Annotated in this window: 22 protein-coding genes; 13 read left to right on the top strand and 9 right to left on the bottom strand. The window is 46.6% G+C overall.

Annotated elements, in window-relative coordinates:
* The first annotated feature begins 182 nt into the window (after positions 1 to 182).
* From ACED41_RS10435 to ACED41_RS10475, 9 genes are all read left to right on the top strand, one after another.
* Positions 183 to 809: an HD domain-containing protein gene (locus tag ACED41_RS10435; RefSeq protein ID WP_371724927.1), complete on the top strand. Its 627-nt coding sequence runs from the start codon at positions 183 to 185 to the stop codon at positions 807 to 809.
* Positions 810 to 851: 42 nt separating this feature from the next.
* The gene (locus ACED41_RS10440; protein WP_371724928.1) at positions 852 to 1,367 is read left to right on the top strand and encodes a GNAT family N-acetyltransferase; all 516 of its coding nucleotides are present in this window, start codon (positions 852 to 854) and stop codon (positions 1,365 to 1,367) included.
* Positions 1,368 to 1,487: 120 nt separating this feature from the next.
* On the top strand, positions 1,488 to 2,174 hold the full coding sequence (locus ACED41_RS10445; RefSeq protein ID WP_371705478.1) for a DNA-3-methyladenine glycosylase I: 687 nt from the start codon (positions 1,488 to 1,490) through the stop codon (positions 2,172 to 2,174).
* A gap of 194 nt (positions 2,175 to 2,368) precedes the next feature.
* Entirely contained in the window at positions 2,369 to 3,103 is a 735-nt protein-coding gene (locus tag ACED41_RS10450; protein WP_017061609.1) for a GntR family transcriptional regulator, read from the top strand.
* A 510-nt stretch (positions 3,104 to 3,613) separates the two neighbouring features.
* Positions 3,614 to 5,059: a xanthine dehydrogenase small subunit gene (gene xdhA / locus ACED41_RS10455; RefSeq protein ID WP_076647232.1), complete on the top strand. Its 1,446-nt coding sequence runs from the start codon at positions 3,614 to 3,616 to the stop codon at positions 5,057 to 5,059.
* The gene (xdhB, locus tag ACED41_RS10460; RefSeq protein WP_371724929.1) at positions 5,052 to 7,457 is read left to right on the top strand and encodes a xanthine dehydrogenase molybdopterin binding subunit; all 2,406 of its coding nucleotides are present in this window, start codon (positions 5,052 to 5,054) and stop codon (positions 7,455 to 7,457) included. The genes xdhA and xdhB overlap by 8 nt, the downstream gene beginning before the upstream one ends.
* A 54-nt stretch (positions 7,458 to 7,511) precedes the next feature.
* The gene (gene xdhC / locus ACED41_RS10465) at positions 7,512 to 8,393 is read left to right on the top strand and encodes a xanthine dehydrogenase accessory protein XdhC (RefSeq protein WP_371724930.1); all 882 of its coding nucleotides are present in this window, start codon (positions 7,512 to 7,514) and stop codon (positions 8,391 to 8,393) included.
* 59 nt (positions 8,394 to 8,452) lie between these two features.
* Positions 8,453 to 9,787 carry a guanine deaminase gene (guaD, locus tag ACED41_RS10470; RefSeq protein ID WP_371724931.1) on the top strand — a complete coding sequence of 445 codons (1,335 nt, stop codon included), beginning with the start codon at positions 8,453 to 8,455 and terminating at the stop codon, positions 9,785 to 9,787.
* Positions 9,788 to 10,074: 287 nt separating this feature from the next.
* Positions 10,075 to 10,956: an AEC family transporter gene (locus tag ACED41_RS10475; protein WP_004732869.1), complete on the top strand. Its 882-nt coding sequence runs from the start codon at positions 10,075 to 10,077 to the stop codon at positions 10,954 to 10,956.
* Here ACED41_RS10475 and ACED41_RS10480 read toward each other — a convergent pair.
* The 9 genes from ACED41_RS10480 to puuE all read right to left on the bottom strand — a co-directional run bounded on the left by ACED41_RS10480 (position 10,953) and on the right by puuE (position 18,073).
* Complete coding sequence (locus ACED41_RS10480; RefSeq protein ID WP_371724932.1) at positions 10,953 to 11,477, bottom strand: hypothetical protein; 525 nt, start codon at positions 11,475 to 11,477, stop codon at positions 10,953 to 10,955. The two genes, ACED41_RS10475 and ACED41_RS10480, sit on opposite strands and share 4 nt — an antisense overlap.
* A gap of 267 nt (positions 11,478 to 11,744) precedes the next feature.
* Positions 11,745 to 12,218: a GrpB family protein gene (locus ACED41_RS10485; RefSeq protein WP_017071669.1), complete on the bottom strand. Its 474-nt coding sequence runs from the start codon at positions 12,216 to 12,218 to the stop codon at positions 11,745 to 11,747.
* Between the two features lie 16 nt (positions 12,219 to 12,234).
* Entirely contained in the window at positions 12,235 to 12,474 is a 240-nt protein-coding gene (locus ACED41_RS10490; RefSeq protein ID WP_017086627.1) for a hypothetical protein, read from the bottom strand.
* Between the two features lie 250 nt (positions 12,475 to 12,724).
* Positions 12,725 to 13,285: a hypothetical protein gene (locus ACED41_RS10495; RefSeq protein WP_017071670.1), complete on the bottom strand. Its 561-nt coding sequence runs from the start codon at positions 13,283 to 13,285 to the stop codon at positions 12,725 to 12,727.
* A 292-nt stretch (positions 13,286 to 13,577) separates the two neighbouring features.
* Complete coding sequence (locus tag ACED41_RS10500) at positions 13,578 to 14,897, bottom strand: urate hydroxylase PuuD (RefSeq protein ID WP_102463055.1); 1,320 nt, start codon at positions 14,895 to 14,897, stop codon at positions 13,578 to 13,580.
* Between the two features lie 14 nt (positions 14,898 to 14,911).
* The gene (locus ACED41_RS10505; protein ID WP_004732859.1) at positions 14,912 to 15,472 is read right to left on the bottom strand and encodes an ureidoglycolate lyase; all 561 of its coding nucleotides are present in this window, start codon (positions 15,470 to 15,472) and stop codon (positions 14,912 to 14,914) included.
* A 14-nt stretch (positions 15,473 to 15,486) separates the two neighbouring features.
* Positions 15,487 to 16,473, bottom strand: coding sequence for an allantoicase (alc, locus tag ACED41_RS10510; protein ID WP_017069066.1), 987 nt, complete (start codon positions 16,471 to 16,473; stop codon positions 15,487 to 15,489).
* Between the two features lie 123 nt (positions 16,474 to 16,596).
* A complete protein-coding gene (uraD, locus tag ACED41_RS10515; protein ID WP_371724933.1) occupies positions 16,597 to 17,112 on the bottom strand; it encodes a 2-oxo-4-hydroxy-4-carboxy-5-ureidoimidazoline decarboxylase in 516 nt (171 codons plus the stop codon).
* 22 nt (positions 17,113 to 17,134) lie between these two features.
* On the bottom strand, positions 17,135 to 18,073 hold the full coding sequence (gene puuE / locus ACED41_RS10520; RefSeq protein ID WP_371724934.1) for an allantoinase PuuE: 939 nt from the start codon (positions 18,071 to 18,073) through the stop codon (positions 17,135 to 17,137).
* Between the two features lie 426 nt (positions 18,074 to 18,499).
* On the opposite strand from puuE, the gene uraH reads away from it, so the two are divergent.
* The 4 genes from uraH (at position 18,500) to ACED41_RS10540 (ending at position 23,634) form a co-directional block, all read left to right on the top strand.
* Complete coding sequence (gene uraH, locus ACED41_RS10525) at positions 18,500 to 18,853, top strand: hydroxyisourate hydrolase (RefSeq protein WP_017071967.1); 354 nt, start codon at positions 18,500 to 18,502, stop codon at positions 18,851 to 18,853.
* 245 nt (positions 18,854 to 19,098) lie between these two features.
* Positions 19,099 to 20,442, top strand: coding sequence for an NCS2 family permease (locus ACED41_RS10530; protein ID WP_048611821.1), 1,344 nt, complete (start codon positions 19,099 to 19,101; stop codon positions 20,440 to 20,442).
* Between the two features lie 217 nt (positions 20,443 to 20,659).
* Positions 20,660 to 22,111: a nucleobase:cation symporter-2 family protein gene (locus ACED41_RS10535; protein WP_371724935.1), complete on the top strand. Its 1,452-nt coding sequence runs from the start codon at positions 20,660 to 20,662 to the stop codon at positions 22,109 to 22,111.
* A 161-nt stretch (positions 22,112 to 22,272) separates the two neighbouring features.
* Positions 22,273 to 23,634: an 8-oxoguanine deaminase gene (locus ACED41_RS10540; protein ID WP_017067339.1), complete on the top strand. Its 1,362-nt coding sequence runs from the start codon at positions 22,273 to 22,275 to the stop codon at positions 23,632 to 23,634.
* Positions 23,635 to 23,679 lie beyond the last annotated feature (45 nt).

Below are 23,679 nucleotides of genomic sequence, written 5' to 3' on the forward strand. Positions count from 1 at the left end.
TGATAATGCTTTTATCAACGTAGACAAGCCCCTCTATTAAGCCGACTCACAGAGTCGGTTTTTTTGTTGATATACTTTTTATAAAAGATAAAAACTCGCGCTTGAAACTGTTAAAGTCGATTTGGGATAAATGCTAAGTAATCAGCAAGATTGCTAACGTCTAAATATGGAGACAGAGACGCGTGAAGGAAAAGTTTGAAGACCAACTGCTTGAGTTTGCACAGCAAGAAATGACACAAGATGCAGCGCACGATATCAGCCATATTAAGCGCGTAGTCAAAACCGCCAAGGCTTTATGTACTCAAGAACAAGCTAAGCTTGAAGTCGTGCTGCCCGCCGCTTACCTTCATGATTGCTTCACCTTTCCAAAGAACCACCCAGACCGCGCTCAAAGCTCACAAATGGCAGCAGACAAAGCCATCTCTTATCTCAAATCTATCGACTATCCCGCGCCCTATCTTGATGAGATCCATCATGCCATTGTCACGCACAGCTACAGCGCCAACATCACACCTGAAACGTTAGAAGCTCAAATCGTCCAAGATGCCGATCGCCTAGATTCTCTCGGCGCAATTGGCATTGCGCGCTGCCTGTATGTGGGTCAGAGTTTTAACGCAGAGCTCTATAACCACGAAGATCCGTTCGCGGAACATCGTGACTTGGATGACAAGCATTACAGCGTCGACCATTTCTACGTGAAGCTGTTCAAGCTCGCTGAAACCATGAATACAGAATCCGCCAAGTTAGAAGCCAACAAGCGCACCGACTACATGCGTGGTTTTCTTGAGCAATTGGGCTCGGAAGTTTAACGGCTTAGAAAAAGAAGCAGGCAATAAGGAAGAGAGAAGGATATGGAAATAAACCGCTTTAAAGCATCCGACGCCGAAGAGATCGTCACTTGGTTTACATCCCTAGAAGACTATGTGCTGTGGGGCGGACGAACATTTGGTTGGCCATTGGAAGCAGCCTCAATCGTCGAACGTTCTCAAAAACCACAGGTTGAGCTGTATACCTTCTCTGAAACTCATTCATTACCTGAACCGAACTCAGACACCAAAAGTAATGACTTACTTGGCTTTATGGAGTTTCAGCGTATGTCAGACAGTGAGCTTCGCTTTTGCCGAGTCGCGATTCACCCAAACCAACGAGGTAAAGGGTTAGGACAATCGATGCTTGAAACAGCTTTGGAAGCGGCAAAACAAATACCGGATGTCACCACCATCACCTTGGCCGTATTTAAACAAAACCACGGCGCAAAACGCTGCTACGACAAAGCCGGCTTTCAGGTGGTCGACAAAGAGCCGAGCGTGAAAGAGTTCAATGGCAAAACGTGGCCCCTGTATCAAATGGAATTAAAGCTCAGCTAGTTTGTTTTAATTGTCAGACTGGTTTTAGTTAACAGACTTGTTTTAATTGCCAAATTTGACCCCATATCATTAAGCATTAGCTACACACTCAAGATACACAGATGTAATTTGGAACCTCCAATGACCCAAGAAAAATTCGACACTATTTATCAACGAGCAGCTCACCGCAAAGGCGGAGCAGCCGAGCTCGAAAAGATTGTTCGTGCGCCCCTTTCCCAAGCCGAGTTATCGAAAATCACCGACGATCGTTGGCTAGCCGCCTTTACCGAAAAGGTATTCCAATGTGGTATTTCATGGAATGTGGTGAGAAAGAAGTGGCCGCAATTTGAAGAAGTGTTCTTTGAATTCAATATCGAAAAAATGCTGATGCTGCCGAATGAAATGTGGGAACAGAAAGCGCAAGACCCGCGCATTATTCGTCACCTTACTAAGGTGATGACCATCCCAGCCAATGCCACCATGATCCACAATGCCAAGCGTGAAGCCGATTCATTCTCGCAAATGGTTGCCGAATGGCCATCAGAACGTATCACTGAACTTTGGGATTATCTGAAGAAACACGGCAAGCGATTAGGTGGTAATACTGGTGCCTACACTCTGCGCCAAATGGGTAAAGACACCTTCATCTTGTCATCAGATGTTGAAGCACACCTACGCAGCACCGATGTGATGGATAGCGGTCGTAACACCAAGCGAGCACAACTGGCAGCGGGTAAAGCCTTCAACGAATGGCAGCAACAGTCAGGTCGTAGCCTGAGCGAAATCAGCCAGATCGTTGCCTACAGCTGCGGTGATAATCGAGTTTAGTTGGATTAAAAATGGCTTAAAGCTAAAGATTGCACACAGTTCCCTGCAAACAAAATGTTATAAGTCATTAACAAATAAGCGTGCATCGCACTTTCATCCGGTGGCATTGTATAGATAAATGTATACAATATAGAGTAATACTCATGAATTATTCTCGACCAACCCAACTCGACTAAACAAGGGTCCTTATCTCTATGACAGTTCTCAAAAACTCTGTCTCCAAAGGTGTAAAAACGAAAGTAACAGGCCAGACTCAAGACGATGTTGTTTACTGCCATATCTTCGACGCGATACTAGAACAAAGGCTGCCACCAGCCACCAAATTAAGCGAAGAAGCGTTAGCAGAAATCTTTAGCGTTAGCCGCACCATTATCCGCCGTGCCTTACTGCGTCTTTCTTTAGAACAAGTTGTGGTGATCCGTCCTAACCGAGGAGCCGTGATTGCAGCCCCAACGGTTGACGAAGCCAAACAAATCTTTAAAGCACGTGAGGTGATGGAAATTGCTATCACTGAGCTGGCGGTGAAAAACGCAACCAAAGCTCAAATAGAAGAATGCAGAAAATTAGTCGCGAAAGAGAACTGTGCTTTCGACCAAGGTGACTACGGCTCCGGCTTACGCTTGTCTGGTGAATTCCACATCAAACTGGCCGAAATGGCCGAAAACGCACCACTGTTGGCTTTCCAACGCAGCTTGGTATCGCAAACCTCACTGCTGATCGCTCAGTACGAAACGGGCAATCACTCGAACTGTTCTCTAGACGAACACTCAGGCTTACTGGATGCGATAGAGTCAGGCAACGAACAACAAGCTGTAGAATTGATGCAAGAACACCTAAGCCATATTCGTTCGAAGCTCAACCTAGACAGCAGCACAGCTTCTAGTGATCTGCATGTCGTGTTCTCAGATCTGCTAAAGAGCAAGTCATAGACGATTCAACAAGCGATTAATAACCATCCGCTAACAGCTTTTTGTTAACAGCTTTTTGTTAACAACTTTTTGTTAACAACTTTTTGTTAACAGCTTTTCGTTAACAAAATTGGAGAGAAGTAAGCCTTAGTGTTTACTTCTCTTTTTTATGCCCTCTCCTCTAAAAACAAATACGACGATCGACTCACATCCATCTAAAAATACTGTCTATTCTGCCCTCAACAACGATCTTAGCCTCTATAGAATCACTTCCAACAGTGCCATAAACCCCTCCTTTATCTTGTATACATAGCTATCAATTCATTCACATCATAAAACTGTTCGCTTTTAATTCAACCCCTTATAAAACAAGCAACTAAAGTTAAAATAAAATTGTACACAATCCCTACAAAAGACTATTTGTTGCATTTTTGTAAATAAATAGTTGACCACAGGGTCAGAATGGATAATTATTGACCTAGAAGTCAAAAAGAATACACATGGAAATATGTCGATTTACAAGGAGGTCTCTTGATTACTTTTTTGCTCAATCAGGAAATAAGACGTGAAGATAATCTGTCGCCAAATATGACAGTGCTCAACTACCTTCGTACCAAGGTTAATAAAACGGGTACCAAAGAAGGTTGTGGGTCGGGTGACTGTGGTGCATGTACGGTAGTTCTCGGTGAAGTGATTGATGGACAACTGCAATACCGCTCGGTGAACTCTTGCCTGACGTTCGTTTCAGCGCTGCATGGCAAGCAACTGATCACAGTAGAAGATCTGCAAAATCGAGATCGCTCATTGCACCCAGTGCAGAAGGCAGTAGTTGATTTTCACGGTTCACAATGTGGTTACTGCACGCCGGGCTTCATCATGTCGATGTTTGCACTAGGCAAGAACAAACCCGATGCGAGCAAAGAAGACGTCATGGAATCACTGGCGGGTAACCTATGTCGCTGTACAGGCTACCGACCAATTGTTGATGCTGCGATGTCGCTTTCAACAGACCAACCTTTGATCGACCAATTTGCTGAACTTGAACGCAACACCATCAAGAAGCTAGAAGGTATTCAAGACACCGAGGCCAACTTACGCCTTGGTCACCTCACCGCTTTTTCCCCAAAAAGCACTGATGAGCTGGCCAAGCTGTTTCAAGCACATCCGAACGCGAAACTAGTTGCTGGCGGCACGGATTTAGCACTGGAAGTGACGCAATTCCATCGCGAGATTGAAACGCTGATCAGCGTAAACCTTGTTGAAGATATGAAGGTATGTGAAGAGACCGACACCGATTTAATCATTGGTGCTAACCTGCCTATCAGTGACTCTTACGCACTACTGAAAAAGCACTACCCAGATTTTGGTGAACTGTTGCATCGCTTTGCTTCACTGCAAGTACGCAATCAAGGCACCATCGGCGGTAATGTGGCGAATGCCTCGCCTATCGGTGACACCCCTCCTCTGCTGATTGCTCTCGACGCGAAAATCAAACTTCGCTGCGGAGACGAGTCACGCACGATGCCGATTGAAGATTACTTCATCAGCTACAAAGTGACGGCGCAAAAAGAGAGTGAATTCATTGAACAGATCATCATTCCTAAGCCAACCAACGACAGCTTCCGAGCTTACAAAGTGTCGAAACGTTTAGACGACGACATCTCTGCGGTGTGTGGCGCGTTTGATATTCAAATTGAAGATGGCAAGGTTTCTTACGCTCGTATCGCTTTCGGCGGTATGGCAGCAACGCCTAAGCGTGCAACTCGTTGTGAAAATACGTTATTAGGCAAACCGTGGACAGACGCTAATATTAAGTTAGCGATGCAGGAACTGTATAACGACTTTGAGCCGCTATCTGATTTCCGTGCAAGCCAAGAATACCGTTCATTGTCGGCAGCAAATATGTTGCGTCGTTACTTCATTGAACAACAGAACAAAAACAACCAAATCGAAACAAGGGTAACGTCTTATGTCTAAATCAAATTCCTCTGTTCACAAGAGCAATGCGATGACCCACGAAGAGATGGTTACCATTGCAAAACAAGACCTAAAAACTGGCGTAGGTAAAAGCGTTAAACACGACAGTGCAGCCAAGCAAGTCACGGGCGAAGCGGTATACATTGATGACCGCCTAGAGTTCCCAAATCAGCTGCATGTATACGCACGCCTGAGCACGCAAGCGCACGCTAACATCACCAAAATAGACCTATCACCGTGTTACGAATTCGAAGGCGTGGCGATTGCCATTCAAGCAAAAGACGTACCGGGTGAGCTGGATATCGGTGCGATTCTTCCAGGTGACCCACTGCTTGCCGACGGCAAAGTCGAATATTACGGCCAACCTGTGATTGCCGTGGCAGCTAACGATTTAGAAACGGCACGCAAAGCCGCACACGCTGCAATCATTGAATATGAAGAGCTGCCTGCGATTCTTGATGTAAAAGAAGCGCTAGAGAAAGAACACTTCGTAACAGAAAGCCACACTCAACAACGTGGTGACTCGAAAGCCGCACTGGCAAAAGCGAAACACGTGATCTCTGGTGACCTAGAGATCGGCGGACAAGAACACTTCTACCTAGAAACTCAAATCAGTAGCGTAATGCCAACCGAAGACGGCGGCATGATCGTGTACACCTCGACCCAAAACCCGACTGAAGTTCAAAAACTGGTTGCGGAAGTGATTGGCGTACCGATGCACAAAGTCGTGATTGATATGCGTCGTATGGGTGGTGGTTTCGGTGGTAAAGAGACTCAAGCGGCCTCTCCAGCGTGTATGGCTGCGGTTATTGCCCACCTTACAGGCCGACCTACCAAAATGCGTCTGCTGCGTAACGAAGACATGCAGCAAACCGGTAAACGCCACCCGTTCTACAATCAATACACGGTCGGTTTTGACGACAATGGTGTGATACAAGGTGCCGACATTACCGTTGCAGGTAACTGTGGTTACTCACCAGACTTATCAAGTTCTATCGTAGACCGCGCAATGTTCCACTCAGACAACGCCTATTACCTAGGTGATGCAACTGTGGTCGGTCACCGATGCAAAACCAACACAGCGTCGAATACCGCTTATCGTGGCTTTGGTGGCCCGCAAGGCATGATGACCATCGAGCACATCATGGACGAGATTGCGCGTTACCTGAAAAAAGATCCTTTGGAAGTACGTAAGGCGAACTACTACGGCGAAGAAGGCCGTAACGTAACCCATTACTACCAAACCGTTGAAGACAACTTTTTACCTGAGATAACCGAACAGCTTGAACGCAGCAGTGACTATCACGCACGTCGTAAAGAAATCGCTGAGTTCAACAAGCAAAGCCCTATCTTGAAGAAAGGCCTTGCTATCACACCCGTGAAATTCGGCATCTCGTTTACTGCGACTTTCTTGAACCAAGCAGGTGCGCTCATCCATATCTACACCGATGGCAGTATTCATTTGAATCACGGTGGTACGGAAATGGGGCAAGGCTTGAACATCAAAGTGGCACAAATCGTTGCACAGGAGTTCCAAGTCGATGTCGAACGTATCCAGATCACCGCTACAAACACAGACAAAGTTCCGAACACATCACCAACCGCAGCCTCATCGGGCGCCGACCTCAACGGTAAGGCCGCGCAAAACGCCGCAATAACCATTAAGCAGCGCCTGATCGACTTCGCTTCTTCGCACTTCAAAGTGTGGCCTGAAGAAGTGGTGTTTAAAAACGGCATGGTGCAGATCCGCGATGAGATCATGACCTTCAACTCATTTGTTGAACTGGCTTGGTTCAACCAAATCTCGCTATCAAGCACTGGCTTCTATCGCACTCCGAAGATCTATTACGATCACGAGAAGGCGCGTGGTCGTCCGTTCTACTACTACGCCTATGGTGCTTCTTGTTCAGAAGTCATCATCGATACCCTGACTGGCGAGAACAAGATTCTGCGTGTCGATATTCTGCATGACGTAGGCGCTTCATTGAACCCGGCGATTGATATCGGCCAAGTCGAAGGTGGCTTTGTACAAGGTGTCGGTTGGTTAACAACGGAAGAGTTGGTGTGGAACCAGCAAGGCCGCTTGATGACCAATGGCCCTGCAAGTTACAAGATCCCTGCGATTGCTGATATGCCAATTGATTTCAGAACGCACCTTTTAGAAAACCGTAACAACCCAGAAGACACCGTCTTCAACTCGAAAGCCGTGGGTGAACCGCCTTTCATGTTGGGTATGTCGGTATGGAGCGCACTGAAAGACGCCATTAGCTATGTCGCCGTCGATGGCGCGATTCCTAAGCTCAACACACCTGCAACGCCAGAACGTATTCTGATGGCGATTCAGGAAGTCACTGAAACGGCTCCGACTTCGGTCGATGCTCAATCAGAAACGGCTTAGGGCTCATATCGATCGTTTAGCTTGAGAAGCATAAAAAGGGATTTAGGAGGACATATGTTTAAGGATAATTGGATTCACGAACTGGCAAAGCTGGAAGAGAGCTACGAACCATGTGTCATGGTGACAGTGCTTGAAGACAGAGGCTCAGTGCCACGTGATGCGGGCACCAAGATGCTTGTCACTCGTGACCGAATCATCGCTACGATTGGTGGTGGTCACCTTGAACATGTGGCCACTAAAATGGCGCGTGAGATGCTGATTGCCAGCGAGAAATCACTCAAAGTGGAACGCTTCAACCTCGGTGCTCGTTTAGGCCAGTGTTGTGGCGGAATGGCAACACTAAGCTTTGAACCGATTGGCACTCAGCAGAACCACCTCGTGCTGTTTGGCGCTGGCCACGTTGCCAAGGCACTGCTGCACATTGTCGCGACCCTGCCCTTCCGTGTTACCTGGATTGATGAACGCGAAGAAGTATTCCCTGAAACGCTACCACACGGTGTGAAGAAGCTTGTTTCAGATGATCCGGTTGGCGAAGTGAAACACATGCCACCGAACAGCTATTACCTAGTGATGACCCACAACCACCAGCTCGATTTCGATTTAACTAAAGCGATTATCGACCGTGCAGACAGCCGTTACTTTGGCATGATTGGGTCACTCACTAAGCGCAAGAAGTTCGATTTCCGCTTAGAGCAACGTGGTTACAGCCAAGAACAGATAGAAACTATGCTTTGCCCGATTGGCATTAGTGCGGTGAATGGCAAACATCCTGCGGAAATTGCAGTATCGGTTGCAGGTGAACTGATCGCACACTATCAAGGGCAAGCACTTGAACAAAAGCGCCCAACCAAACAATATCGAAATCAGGATTTGACCGATCAACACAGTCAACCAAGCGACGTAGGCGAACCACCATTGGAAGAGAAGATCGCCTAATAAAAGTCGCAAAGCTTCAGTGACCATAACGTCGCTGAAGTCATTAAAAGGAAGTAAACATGACAACGCAACGCAAAGCTTATCGCGCCAGCATTTTACACAGCGTCGCCGACCCAAAAGACGTCGGTATCGATGAGTCTTACGACTATTTTGAAGACGGTGTTTTAGTGGTTGAGAGCGGCCATGTCGTCGACCTAGGGCATGCCGACGAGGTATTAGCTCGCCAACCTAAAACACTCGAAGTAAAAGAATACAAAGACAAGCTGATCACCTCTGGCTTTATTGATACGCACATCCACTACCCTCAAACAGGGATGATCGCGTCTTACGGTGAGCAACTTCTTGATTGGTTAGAGAACTACACCTTCCCAGAAGAAAAGCGCTTCAAAAACCCAGTCTACGCACACAAAGTGGCGAAGCTATTTCTAGACGAATTGGCAAGCAACGGCACCACCACGGCACTGGTATTTGGCACGGTACACAAAGAGTCCGTCAACGTATTCTTTGAAGAAGCTGAGAAGCGTAATCTACGAATGATTGCGGGTAAGGTCTTGATGGATCGCAATGCGCCTGATTACCTCACTGACACACCGGAATCTGGCTACGCAGACTCCAAGGAACTGATCGAGAAATGGCATAACCGCGGCCGTTTGCTTTACGCGGTGACACCTCGTTTTGCGCCAACCAGCACACCAGAGCAACTTGCAACCGTGGGTAAACTGCTAGAAGAATACCCAGACGTGTACATGCACACTCACCTTTCTGAAAACGAGAAAGAGATCGAGTGGGTGAGATCGCTGTTCCCAGAGCGTGACAGTTACCTAGATGTCTATGACCATTACGGACTACTTCACAAACGTTCGGTATTTGCTCATGGTATTCACCTATCAGATTGCGAATGTAAACGCCTTGCTGATACTGAATCTGCCATCGCCTTTTGCCCAACTTCGAACTTATTCTTAGGCTCTGGCCTATTCCGATTACCAGAGATGGAAGAACACGGCATTCGTGTCGGCGTCGGTACTGATGTTGGCGCAGGCACCAGCTTCTCGATTCTGCAAACCATGAGTGAAGCATACAAGATCATGCAGTTACAGCATAAGAAGCTACACCCGGCTAAGTCGCTATTCTTGGCAACACTAGGCGGAGCTCGTTCGCTGCATTTAGAAGACAAGATTGGCAACTTGGAAGTAGGAAAAGAAGCCGATTTCGTGGTGTTGGACTTACACGCCACACAATTGATGCGCTTTAGAATGGAACAAGCGACCAAGCTTGAAGAGAAGCTATTTGTATTGATGAGCCTGGGTGACGACAGAACCGTCAGCGAGACTTACATCTACGGCGAGAAAGCCTACGATGTGAATTTCAAAGATTATCAAAAGCTCGTTAGCTAGACTGAAAACCGAGTAACAATCGCTAGACAGCGACAGCCGTCGTTAATTAAAAATCCGTCCAGATTTATCTAGCCTTGAAAGACCAGTTGCTGATGCCACTGGTCTTTTTTGTGCTTCATTCAAAGAAATATAAATTAACCGTTCACAAACAACGATCTTCGGTGACGCCAAGTCATTATATTGATAGGTTAATGTTTATACATATCGACTTCATACTTCACTTTAGCGTCTCTCTAAAACATTCGTTTCTCAGCTAAATGGAAGCACTCAATCTAGAAAGGAATTCTATGTTCGAACAGGTCGTCAGCATTCTGTTTCCCGTTTTTGCTTTAGCCAGTGCTGGCTTTGCGGTGGGTCGTTGGCTCAAGCCCGATTTCAAACCGATCAATCGCATCAACATGGATGTGTGTATTCCTGCGCTAGTGTTTGCCTCGCTGACCACCATGCCTCTCGACACCGAACAACTGCCACTCATCACCGCCTCTTTGGTCGCGGTGTTGGTGCCCGCTTTATTGATGATACCAATCTGTAAGATCTTTAAGCTCAACTTCAAAGCTTGGGCGCCGCCACATATGTTCCGCAACAGTGGCAACCTGGCCATTCCCCTGTTCACCTATACCTTTGGTGAGAGTGCATTAGCCCCTGCGGTATTGCTGTTTGTGGTATCGGCATGCGTGCACATTAGTGTCGGTTTAGCGCTACTAAGCGAAGGTAATCCGATCAAACAGATCCTCAAGATGCCGATATTCTTAGCCGCAGCATTAGCGATGACGCTCAACCTATCTGGCATTGCAGTATGGAATCCAATCTACGAAGCCACTTCACTGCTTGGACAAGCTGCTGTCCCAATTATGCTGTTGTCGTTGGGTTCGCAAATGGTGAACTTGAAGCTAAGCGGACTCAAAGTTGGCTTGCTGTGTACGGCTCAATCGCTGTTTACTGGTGCCATCGCCTTCGCCATCATCTACTTCTTTATCCCGCTGCCAACGCTGCACCTACAAATGATGGTGCTGTTCACCATGCTGCCACCTGCCGTGATGAACTACCTGTTCGCTGAACGGTTCAATGTCGAGCCGCCTAAAGTCGCGTCTATGGTGTTGTTCGGCAACTTCCTAAGTGTGGTTACCTTGCCTATCTTGCTGTCGTTCGCGCTGTCTATGTCGAGTTAATTGTCTACGCACTTATCCAGTTTAAGCTCTGCCGTCACTTTAGTAAGGCGCAGAGCTATTGCGAAACAGACTAAGTAAGGACTCACATACCAGAAGAGACTTTCTAGTGGCTGCTTCACCTGTACTTCTCTGGTTTTTATGTATTGGTTTTTCTGCTTCTCATATTGACTCAGCATACCGTCCACCCACACGGCGTCGCTTTCAACCAACGACACGCTCGGCGCAGGAACCGTAAAATCCGATGCATTCGGTAGCAAGGTGAAATCGACATCTTTGAAAGTGATTGCCGTATTCAAATACCACAAACACGCTTCGTGGTGCTGAGCGTGATTATCCAAAGATGGTTGACCTGTGCAGGTATCACTTCGCAGCTTATCCAAAGAAAACTGCTGAACCGATTCTAAAATCGCCACCGCTCTGGTTTGTTCGGTTTCAACCCAATCGCCCGCTACTTTCGCACGAATCTCAGACACCGCACCCAGCATCCCGATACCCGCCAAGAACGGCCATAAATAATCCATGAGCTTCCATTTTCGTCGGCTCAAGTTGAACCCACACCAAATCGGAAGATGAAAAAGGAGCGTTAGCCCAAGCGATAGCAAAACGAAATTCAAAGAGCTAGAGAGCATGAGTTCGCTATCAAAGAAGTTCTTCATAATGAGATACTTGCCTGTATAACAAAGAGAAATTTGATACTAGGTTCGATATTTGAAAAGAGTGTAAGAGGAAAGTAAAAACAGCACAAAAAGTTAGGATTTGGATGAATAATATCCAATCGAAACTTGTTGTTATTTCAAAGCCAACACATGCTCGATAAAAGCCGACTTCTTTTCACGGTACTCTTCTTGCGACCAATCTTCACAAGACATTTTGAGGGTGTTGTATTGCTCCACTAATTCCGGATCCGCACGTAGCTTGTCACGAAACCTTAGAAAACATTCGAACTCAGAACCATTGGCAACTACTTGCAAGGCCACGTCATGTCCTGATGTAGACTCCAACATGCACAGTTCCGGCGTTCTTAAGGTATCGAGTTTCTCATTGAAGCCGAGTGTTGTGAGTTGTTCAATGGCGTACTCAAGTTCACTCGATTCAATACCGACGAATATATCCAAGTCGCCTTTAGATACTGCAGATGGAATAGAAGATGCGCCTACATGCTCAACTCTCGCGTTAGGGATTAGCTTTTTGATTTCACGTTCGTATCGGATAAACAGCTCGTAGCAAGCCGCTTGGTATTGCTCCGCGGGGTAAAATTTCATATATCCTCACTCCGAATCACAAACTATTGAAGACACCAATTGCTAACAGAAGTAACACAATGCTAATAGCTCCGATATAAGAGATTCTGGTTCGCTCTTTTTCAGTTGGAATCAATGGGGGGAAGCGCCCTAGTGTGAATACTTTACAGACTATCCAGCCAGCTCCGTAACCAATGAACTCAATCAAGATCGACTGAAACAGATACCTAAAGAATGAGCTCAATGCTCTAAAATACGCGACTATCAAGTCTTCCATTTTTTGTCCTAACTAAAGTCAATTTGGACTAAAAGTGCCATGGGTAGGTATTCACATCAAGTGCTAAATATAGAACTAAATTCATATGCTTGAATAACGCAAAAGCAATATTCGCTAGATAATCGAGAAAGAAATTAACTTAAAATGCCTGAGTTGGTCAGTGTCACGAGTCCAAACTCACGGCTTCACCAATAATAGTAAGCATTGCAAAGCAAACTACACATTTAAAATACATCTCAAAAAAGGCTTCTCAAGCTTGTAGCTTAGTTAACACTTTAATCGCAGACTCACCAAACGATCCATCTGGATGCTGCTTAGTATTCAAAAAAAAGTGACGCAATACGACATAATAAGTCTCTCTAACTGCAAAGATTAGATCCTTAATCTCATCCGGACTCAATGAATTATCCCTTAGTACAGATCTGTCATCATACCTCATATCTGTATGAGCAATAATTTTACTCCGAATATCTAGTACTTTCTGTACTGAAGTAGAATACGAGTGGAGACTTTGAGAGATTATATCTACTATTCTAGTGTGCCCATTAGCTGTTAAATTATCTTTTAAGCTTCGAATACTTGAAGATCTACTGTCGTTATCGAAAATTCGTCCCAAAGCCAATAGCATAGCCAAACTATGTGCTTCGTATGACGCATGTAGATAATAATTATACTCCTCTGACTCGAACTCCTTTTTAAATTTTGTCCTATTTTCAGAAACACCTAGTTCCCACCATATTTCTCTGTGCCTCGCAGCTTCATCAATAGACAGTTTCAAATCATTTAGTATTTTTTCAGTTTCTTTGTTCATAATTCCCTAATTACAGCTGGACGTACTCAACAAATGAAGTGTTACACAGAATTCCTAAAGTTTAAAACAACTCTTTTAAATCAAAAATAACAGAAGCTTACAGAGCGTTCTTACTGAAAAATCCATCTATAATCGGACTAAATGATGTACCTACTTTTATCTGTCCAAAAACAAAAAGCCCCGGTTATAGGAACCGGGGAAACAGGGTGGGATGAGTTTGGTGCGTGCCCGAAACCAAACTCTCCCCAAGCCTCACCTAAGACTCATGCTCTTAGGTGAAGGATTCACATCATTATTGAAGCGTAGCGCCTTGCTCTACCCAAGTGCCGATCAGTGCGCGTTCTTCGTCGGTCATTTGAGTCATGTTACCGAGCGGCATCACCTTGGTTGTTACGGTTTGAGCAACAATTCTTGGGACGTTGGCTTTGATCTCTTCTGGGGTATCAAACATCACACCGGCTGGCGCAGCAGCAAAAGCAGCGTGGCTCGGGGTTGAAGAGTGACACACAGAACAGCGCTCTTGAATGACCTTGTTGATGGTTTCAAAGCTGACTCCTGCGCTAGCGGTTTGAGCTGCGTGGTCTGCTGGTAAAGCTAGAGCATCAGTTGTAGTTGAAGCAGTATCGATTGAAGCAGCCTCTTCTACCGTCGATTCAGTCGCGCTTACTTGCACTTCTTGAACGACTGGTGCCTGTACAACTGGAGTCATCTGCTTTTTCGCATAAGGCGAGGTAACAAACGCGAGCGTGATCATACCCAATGCCGCTACTGGTACTGTCCATGCAAACTTCTGGCTACCATGACGCGTGTTGAAGTAGTGACGCACCAAGATACTGAAAATCGCTAGACCTGCAAGAATCAGCCAGTTGTATTCCGAGCCATAAGTGCTTGGGAAGTGGTTACTGATCATGATGAACAGCACTGGCAGTGTCATGTAGTTGTTGTGACGAGAACGCAGTAAGCCTTTCGCTGGCAGTGCAGGATCCGGTTCGCGCTTCTCTTCAATCGCTTTCACCAAGTTACGCTGTGCAGGCATGATAACGCGGAATACGTTACCCACCATGATGGTACCAATGATCGCACCAACGTGGATGTAAGCACCACGACCACTGAACACTTGGGTTAGACCATAGGTCGCAGCAACGAGCAATACAAACAGCACAACGCCAAGCAGTACGGGTGTTTTACCTAATGGTGAGTCACACAGTAAGTCGTAGATAAACCAACCGGCAACGAATGAACCAATACCAATCGCGATTGCCGTTGTTGAATCAAGACCAGAGCCCGGTGCAATCAGGTAAATCTCAGCGTTGAGGTAGTAAACCACACCCAGTAGACACACACCGGTGATCCACGTGAAGTAAGCTTCCCATTTGAACCAGTGCAGGTGCTCTGGCATTTCTGGTGGCGCAAGTTTGTACTTCTCTAGGTGATAAATACCACCGCCGTGAATTGCCCATAAGTCGCCTGAAAGGCCCGTTTTTGGGTTTACTCGGTTAAGGTTGTTCTCTAACCAAACAAAGTAAAATGATGCGCCTATCCACGCAACACCAACAATCATGTGAGCCCAGCGTATTGCTAGATTCAACCATTCTGTAATATGCGGATCCATAATAAACTCCTGTATCACAACGCTTTAGCTAAGCGTTGCTCTTCCTTATTGTCGTCCGTTGGCAGATCGTCCAAATGCAACGCCACTCGATCGCTGTCGAAATAAACTTCATCACAGTTGTGCCCTTCGCCGCCTCTATCGACGATCAAGAACTGGTCTTGATCGGTGAGGGCGAGAACTGGGTGATGCCACACCCCTTTGTGATAGTTCACTCCTTGACGACCGTTGCTCAAGAAAGCTCGGCTATTGGCTAATGTAGGATCGTCGCCTTTTGGCGCAACAACAATTAAATAGGGTTGACCAAGTAATGGAATGAATGCCTGAGAGCCAAGTGGATGACGCTCTAACATTTTGATGGTCAGTGGGTAGCTCAACGGTGTGGCTTGGAAGATGCTGATGATCGCTTCTCCATCTTGGTCTTGCACATCCGTTGTCGCTAGCTTGTGGTAGCGACGTGTTGATCCACTATTGATCATGAAGAAATCACTATTATCGGACTCGATAACATCGCCAAACTCTGCAAAAGCCTGCTTGGTTAACGGTTCGATAGATAAACGACGTATTCCATTACTCATACTCATTTCCTTACCTATTTCGCTTTCGTACCAAACAGACGCAAACGGCTGATACCACCATCTGGGAATATGTTTGCACGTACGTGGGTAATCGCACCAAGGTCGTTAACCTCAGAAATGAATTCGTGAATTTCATGTGCTTGCAGTTTTTGTGCTGGCAAGAGTTCACGCCAGAATAGGCTTTGTGTTTCAACTTGGTCGTCGGTGCCACCTTTCACGTAAGCCGCTTGAATTGAGCAGCTGTCTGGGTAGTTACCTTTGAAGTGTGCCGTATCCACAACGATACGTTCGATATTACCTGGGTGGCCTAATGCCACGATTACCCAGTCGTTACCCGGTGTACGACGACGTGCTGTTTCCCAGCCATCACCCATGTTTTCACCGCGCCCAGGGCCTAAGATGTTGGCTTTGTTGCCATAATGTTCATCGCTACATGCGAGTGCTCGGCCACCGTGCTCAACGGCTGCTAGGTCAACTTGTTGCTGAGAGTCTATTGCGTCCCAATCCACGCTTGGTCGGCCATAAACACGTAAGCGTGCGACACCGCCATCTGGGTAGATGTTCAAACGTAGGTGCGTAAATACTTGGTCGCTTTCGATGTCTTCAAGATGATGATGATCGCCTTGTAGTGCCATTGAAGGCAGAATCTCTTGCCACTCTGTTGAATCTGTTGGCTCACCTTGTGGTGAATAACACGCGTCAATTGATGCCGAAGGTGGGAAGTTACCTGTGAAGAATGAGGTATCAATATCAACGCCAGCAATGGTGCCAGCTAGGCCAAGGCGAACGACACAGTAGTCGTAACCTTCGCCGCGTTTGCGTCTGCTTTCCCAGCCGTCCATCCACTTGCCGTTGTCGTCATATAAGTCGTCTTTCCACTCTGGCGCTGCGTGGCTGAGTAGACGGCTTTTATCTGCGAAAAAATCGTCGGTTGCGAAGATAGCTTCTGCGCCGAGTTTTTCGTCTGCAAGGTTTATGTACTGTTCAAATTTATGGGTCATGTCCGTGTAATCCTATGAAATTAATCAAGTAATAATAAAATGAGAACTTAGTGGCTTATGTTTTTACAAATCAAACCTTTAACGCACTAAGACTGGGCTGAGATAGCTGTTAACTCCGTTAACTTACATATCCCAGAGACGAAACATCGCGATCTTGTTGATCTCTTGAATCGCCGTAGCAAACTCAGTTTCACTATCATTTCCTAATCGCATCTCGAACGACTCAAGAATTTGGTAACGATTGGCTCCCTTCACCGCCATGATAAAAGGGAAATTGAAGCGACTTTTGTAGCTGTTGTTGTAAGAAGTGAATTTTTCAAATTCTTCGGCGCTGCACTGGTCGATGCCCGCCCCCGCTTGTTCTTTGGTCGACGACTCGGTGAGTTCGCCGTTTACTGCTGCTCTGCCCGCTAAATCTGGGTGAGCATTGATCAAAGCCAACTGTTTGCCTTGGTCGGCATTTAACAAGGTTGATGCCATTTTTAGATGAAGATTCTCGATATGATCATCTTCGGCATTCAAACCTTGGTCATACACCACTTCTGCAACCCACGGGCTGTGTTCGTAGACATCAGCAAAGTGAGCGACAAAGGTATCGCGGTCCATGGTTGTTGGTTGGCATGATCGAAATTCAGTCACGTTAAGCCTCCTTGCTTCACTGCTACTTTTGCTGTTGATGATTAGCGTTATTTGGTTGATATGGATGATGTTGGTGCCAGTGGTTGGCGATATCGATTCGACGACATAACCACACACTGTCGTGTTCTTTGACGTAATCTAAGAAGCGTCTTAATGCAGCAATACGACCGGGGCGACCAATCAGACGACAATGCAGCCCAACCGACATCATTTTCGGTGCGATTTCGCCTTCCATATAAAGGGTGTCAAACGTGTCTTTCAGATATTGGAAGAACTGCTCACCCGAGTTGAAACCTTGCGCGGTTGAAAAACGCATGTCGTTTACATCGAGTGTGTAAGGGATCACCAATTGCGGATGACCAGTCTCGGTGTGCCAATAAGGCAGGTCATCATCATAAGCATCCGAGTCGTAAAGAAAGCCGCCTTCTTCTGCGACTAAGCGACGCGTATTTGGACCTGTTCGACCTGTGTACCAACCTTGTGGGCGCTGACCCGTCACTTGTTGGATAATCTCAATCGCTTTCGTCATATGGTCGCGCTCTTCAGAATCATCAATATATTGATAGTCGATCCAGCGATAACCGTGACTACAGATTTCGTGACCTGCTTCTACCATGGCTTTAGCTACGTCTGGGTGACGCTCAATTGCCATAGCGACCGCAAAAACAGTCAGTGGAATTTCATATTCATCGAACAAGCGAAGAACACGCCACACACCTACACGGCTACCATACTCATAGATGGATTCCATGCTGATGTGACGTTCGCCTTTGATCGGCTGTGCTGACGGGATCTCTGAGAGAAAGGCTTCAGACTCGTCGTCTCCATGTAACAAACAACGCTCACCGCCCTCTTCATAGTTCAATACAAAAGAAACCGCGACGCGCGCATTACCTGGCCATTGAGGGTTGGGAGGGTTAGCTCCGTAACCGATCAAATTTCTTGAATAATCCTTATTCATCCAAGTACTCCTAACATAAGTGGTTGGCTTAGCCGCTCTTTAGCTGGTTCATCAATATGATTCTTCTATTGGTGATTCCGCTATTGGTTATTTCAAAACCGAGTAACCTTACCCCTGTACATTTATTGTATACAATTATTTATCTCAATGTAAAGATTTTGTTATTCAAGTTAAATTTTGTTACTTTTGTAATTTAAAAACAATAACTTAAAAAATCAAAACCTCACCAAAAAACGATAATCAGGATCTATAAAGCCAGAAAAAAAGACACAATAGTTAACATTTTTCCAACAATTCGCTTTACTAATTGTGTACAGTTCGTACATAGTTAGTGATAACAAAGTGACCAGTTGCACTCTTTTGCAAGGTCGAAATGGATACATAAACCACGGAACAGAGGAGCGCCAAAAGCGCTATTAAAGGACTATGGGAAGATTAACAACACACGTATTAGACACCACACACGGCTTGCCTGGCGCAGAGATCAAGGTAGAGCTTTATAAGGTAAACGAAGACTCAACAGAAAAGCTGGCGACCGTGCTCACCAACTCCGATGGCCGAACCGATGCGCCGATTCTGGCTGGGAATGAATTCCGACCGGGAAAATATCAATTGGTATTCTATGTAGCCGACTACTACAAAAACAAAGGTGTGGAATTGGATGGCGTGCCTTTCCTAGACGATGTGGTTATTCGCTTTGGTCTAGATGATCCAGACGCGCACTACCACGTTCCTCTTCTCGTCTCGCCTTACAGTTTCTCAACCTATCGGGGCAGTTAGTCCCGTGACCTAGAACTTCGAACTAGGCTCAATCACCAAATATTAAACAGATTCACGTGTACACCCCAAAGGTGTGCACCCACTAAACACGCTCATATAAAAATACTAACAACGTTATTAGTTAGAAGTTGATGACTAAACAACAGATAACTAAAGAAATAACGGCTAGGAAAAAACCTTAAAACTTAATATTGAAATCTCGCTGTATTCAATAAATGGATCACAACATAAAAGGACTTGCTGACATGAGTGAGAGTAAAACAGAAATACTCAACCAAGATGCGAACAACGGAATTTTAGAGAAGTTTTTTAAAATTAAGGCCCACGGAAGTAGCGTAAAAAATGAGTTAGTCGGTGGTGTCACTACCTTCGCAACCATGGCTTACATCATCTTCGTGAACCCACAAATCATGGCCGCTTCAGGCATGGATTCAGGCGCGGTATTCGTCGCGACCTGTATTGGTGCTGCGATCGGTTGTTTGTTAATGGGGCTATTTGCGAATTGGCCTGTCGGACTTGCGCCGGGCATGGGCTTGAACGCCTTCTTCTCGTTCACAGTAGTAAGCGAAATGGGCTACAGCTGGGAAGTGGCACTGGGTGCGGTGTTTATCTCCGGTATCTTGTTCGTCGGGATGAGCTTTTACAAAGTCCGCCAATGGATCATTGAAAGTATCCCTGTGAGTTTACGTTACTCCATGACTGCGGGCGTTGGTTTGTTCTTAGGTCTAATTGGTCTTAAAACAGCAGGCATCGTCGTCGAAAACCCAGCAACACTGGTGTCACTAGGTGACTTCACTAAACCTGAAGCGCTACTGGCCGCTATCGCTTTCCTTATCATCGCTGTTCTTAGTGAGCGTAAAGTATTTGGTGCGGTGTTAATCGGTATTTTGAGTGTAACGCTCGTCGGTATGATGCTTGGCTTAGTGCATTACAACGGCTTCTTCGCGGCGCCACCAAGCTTAGCGCCTACGTTCCTAAAAATGGACATTATGGGCGCTCTCGATGTTTCGATGATCAGCGTTATCTTGGCTTTCCTTTTTGTAAACATGTTCGATACCGCGGGTACTTTGATGGGCGTGGCTGAGCGTGCAAACCTAACTAACCCTGAAACAGGAAAAATTGAAGGCCTAAGCAAAGCGCTGAAAGCCGACAGTATCTCAAGTGTGGCAGGTGCGTGTGTGGGTTGTCCGCCAGTAACCAGTTACGTAGAAAGTGCAGCGGGCGTTGCAGCAGGCGCACGAACAGGCCTATCGGCAATTGTGGTTGGTGTGTTGTTCTTAGCGGCGATTTTCCTATCTCCACTTGCAGGGATGATCCCAGCTTACGCAACCTCTGGCGCGTTGATTTACGTGGCGTTCGTTATGATGAGCAGCATGCAGCACGTTGATTGGAAAGACTTCACCAACGGTGCACCTGCTGCCATTACCGCGTTAATGATGCCACTGACGTTCTCTATCGCGAATGGTATCGCACTGGGTTTCATTACCTACACAGTGCTAAAACTGGCGACAGGTAAAACAAAAGACGTATCAATTTCGATGTACTTCCTAGCGGCTATCTTCATCGCGAAGCTCGTGTTCATCGGTTAATCACCCAACGTAACTATCGCTTGGCTTGTTCGCAGGCCGAGCTATCAAGACACATGCTAGAACAACATTTTTAAGAAAAAGCTAATTGTGCTAATCAGCGGAACACACAAATATCCGCTCGGTTAGTGCACCTTTTTTATGACCCTACGCAGTTTGTAGAAGTCATTATTTGACCGCCAATCGCCTGTAAACGGAAACACAGGCAGAGGAATATCAAATGAAACTTCTGTACACCCTAAATGAAAGACCGCCTCACGGCTTAACCTTCCTACTCGCATTACAGCACATGCTCGCCTCGATTGGTGGCATCGTCGCTGTTCCCCTTATTGTCGGCGCGTCAATTGGCTTGCCTAACACCGAAATCGTTTCGCTGATCAATGCTGCGCTGCTGGCGTCAGGTATTGTGACCGTCGCTCAATGTCTCGGTTTTGGCCCTATTGGCATTCGACTGCCCGTGGTGATGGGTTCGAGCTTTGCCTTTTTGGGCGTCGCCATTTCAATCGGCAACGAAGGCGGTGTCGCCGCTATCATGGGCTCAGCGCTTATCGGCTCGTTCGTGGTGATTGGTGCCAGCTTCTATATGGACAAGGTTCGCAAGCTGTTCCCGACCGTGGTAAGTGGTGTGGTGGTTACCCTAATCGGCTTAACCATTTTACCGGTTGCCATGAACTGGGTTGGCGATTCTCCTGCCAACACGGAACAATTCGCCACGCTACCAAAACTGTTTCTCGCACTGGTCTCTTTGGGGATAGTGATTGGCGTATCGGTTTACTGTAAAGGCGCGGTTGCGGCCTCCGCTATCGTGATTGGCCTAGCAGGTGGTTACATTGTGGCGCTGTCACTCGGCATGGTCGATCTTGAGCAGATCAGCTCTGCTGCTTGGGTCGGTGGCCCAGAACCATTTAAGTATGGCTTTACGTTTTCTGCTAGTGCCATCATCAGTATGAGCTTGGTGTACATCGTGGTTATCGCTGAAGCAACCGGTGACTTCATGGCGCTTGGCAACAACTGCCAAACCCAAGTCAGCGGTAAAGATCTAAAACGTGGACTGCTAGGCGATGGTCTTGGTAGTACCTTGTCTTCGATTTTAACAGCGATGCCACTGGCGTCATTCAGCCAAAACGTCGGTATTGTGGGTATCACAGGTGTAGCAAGTCGCTATGTAGTAGCTGCAACCGGTGGTTTGTTAATTTTAGGTGGTTTATTCCCGAAATTAGCCGCTATTGCCGTCACGATTCCGAAACCTGTTTTGGGTGGTGTGGGCTTTGTGATGTTCGGGATGATTGCTTACGCGGGTATCCGCATGTTGATCAAGGCCACAGACACCAAGCGAAATGCCTTAGTAATCTGTGTAGGTTTAGCGTCTGGCTTAGCCGTCACCTTCGAACCAAGATTGCTTCAACATTTGCCACACGATTTGGCCAATTTCCTTCACTCTGGCATCACTACCGGTACTATCATGACGGTGCTGCTGAACCTTGTTCTGCCAAAATCTTCACGCGCAGAAGAACAAGAAGCGTTAGCCGAAAGCCAAGCGCAAGTTGAGCTAGAAATGAAAGAACAAGCAGAAGAAGAACTACACTCAAACGAGCAATTAGAAATTCAACAAGCAACAACAGAAACTGAAGTTCAAACGGCATCAGATAACCCTGAGCCAAAAACGAACTAGATAAATCGCTAACGAGCGTAAAACCGATTTCCGTAGAATCACGGGCGTAACGATAACAGTGAATGTCTCATCGCCCTTGATTTGAATTTATCTTTCAACAACAAATACCAAATAAAGACCCTCTTCCCTGAAAAGGCTGAGATGGCTAAGGACTACTATGAATGGAAACCATCTGGATTAAGAATCCTCTCGCAATCTACACTGGCTCGCAGGCTGATGCAGAAGGCGGAATCGTCATAAAAGGTAATAAAATCATTGAACTGGTTGGCAAACACAAAGAGCCGACCTTACCCGTAGATTACAGCGTCGACGCCTCTCGTCATGTTGTGACTCCTGGGCTTATCAATGCGCACCACCACTTCTATCAAACCCTAACGCGAGCCTACCCCGGCGCACTCAATAAAGAACTCTTCCATTGGCTACAAAGCCTCTACCCAGTTTGGGCCAACCTCGATTCGGAGATGATGAGCCTCGCAACAGAGCTTGCTCTGGTTGAGCTGATGATGTCGGGCTGTACCACTGCTTCCGATCACCATTACTTGCTACCAGACGGGCTTGAGCACGCTATTGATTTGCAAGTCGAGGCCGCAGAGAAACTGGGCGTTAGAGCGATATTTACCCGAGGTTCCATGAGCCTAGGGGAAGATGAGGGTGGATTGCCACCAAGACACACCATTCAAACCGAACAAACCATCATTGATGACAGCCAGCGCTTGATTCGTGATTACCACCAGCGTGATGAAGGGGCGATGATTCAAATCGCGCTCGCGCCTTGTTCGCCGTTCTCAGTCACTACCGACCTGATGAAAGAGACCGCCAAGATCAGTGAGCGTGAAAACGTCATGATGCACACGCACCTATGCGAAACGCTCGATGAAGAAGACTTCTGTATAGAGAAGTTTGGCTTGCGCCCAGTTGATTACCTAGAAGATGTGGGTTGGCTGAACGAGCGCACTTGGCTCGCTCATGGTATTCACTTCAATCCAGAAGAGATCAAACGTTTGGGTAAAGCAGGCATTGGTATCAGTCACTGCCCAACTTCCAATATGATGTTGGCTTCCGGTATTTGTAAAAACAACGATCTAGAAGCAGCAGGCGTAAAAGTCGGGCTAGGTGTGGATGGTTCGGCCTCAAACGACGGCTCTAATATGATTGCCGAAGTGCGCATGGCGATGTATCTACAACGCCTGCAATATGGTTCCGCCAACGTTTCACACTTTGATGCATTGCGCTGGGCGACATCCGGTTCTGCCGCGGCAATGGGCAGAACCGACATTGGTACACTAGAGGTTGGCAAACAAGCCGATATCGCGATGTTCAAGCTCGATGATATTCGTTTTTCTGGCAGCCACGACCCACTGGCCGCATTACTACTTTGTGGTGCTCAACAAGCGGATAAAGTGATGGTTGCAGGTAAGTGGCGAGTGAACGATGGCGCTGTGATTGGCGTAGACATGGAGCAACTGATGCACCGCCACCATGCTGCCGCCATGAAGCTCGGTAAGCTGGCGATGAATAACTAGGTACACGCCAACTAGAAAAGCGAAAACAAAAAGGCCGACATGATG

The sequence above is a fragment of the Vibrio sp. 1F255 genome (genome assembly GCF_041439145.1).
Taxonomy (GTDB): domain Bacteria; phylum Pseudomonadota; class Gammaproteobacteria; order Enterobacterales; family Vibrionaceae; genus Vibrio; species Vibrio crassostreae_C.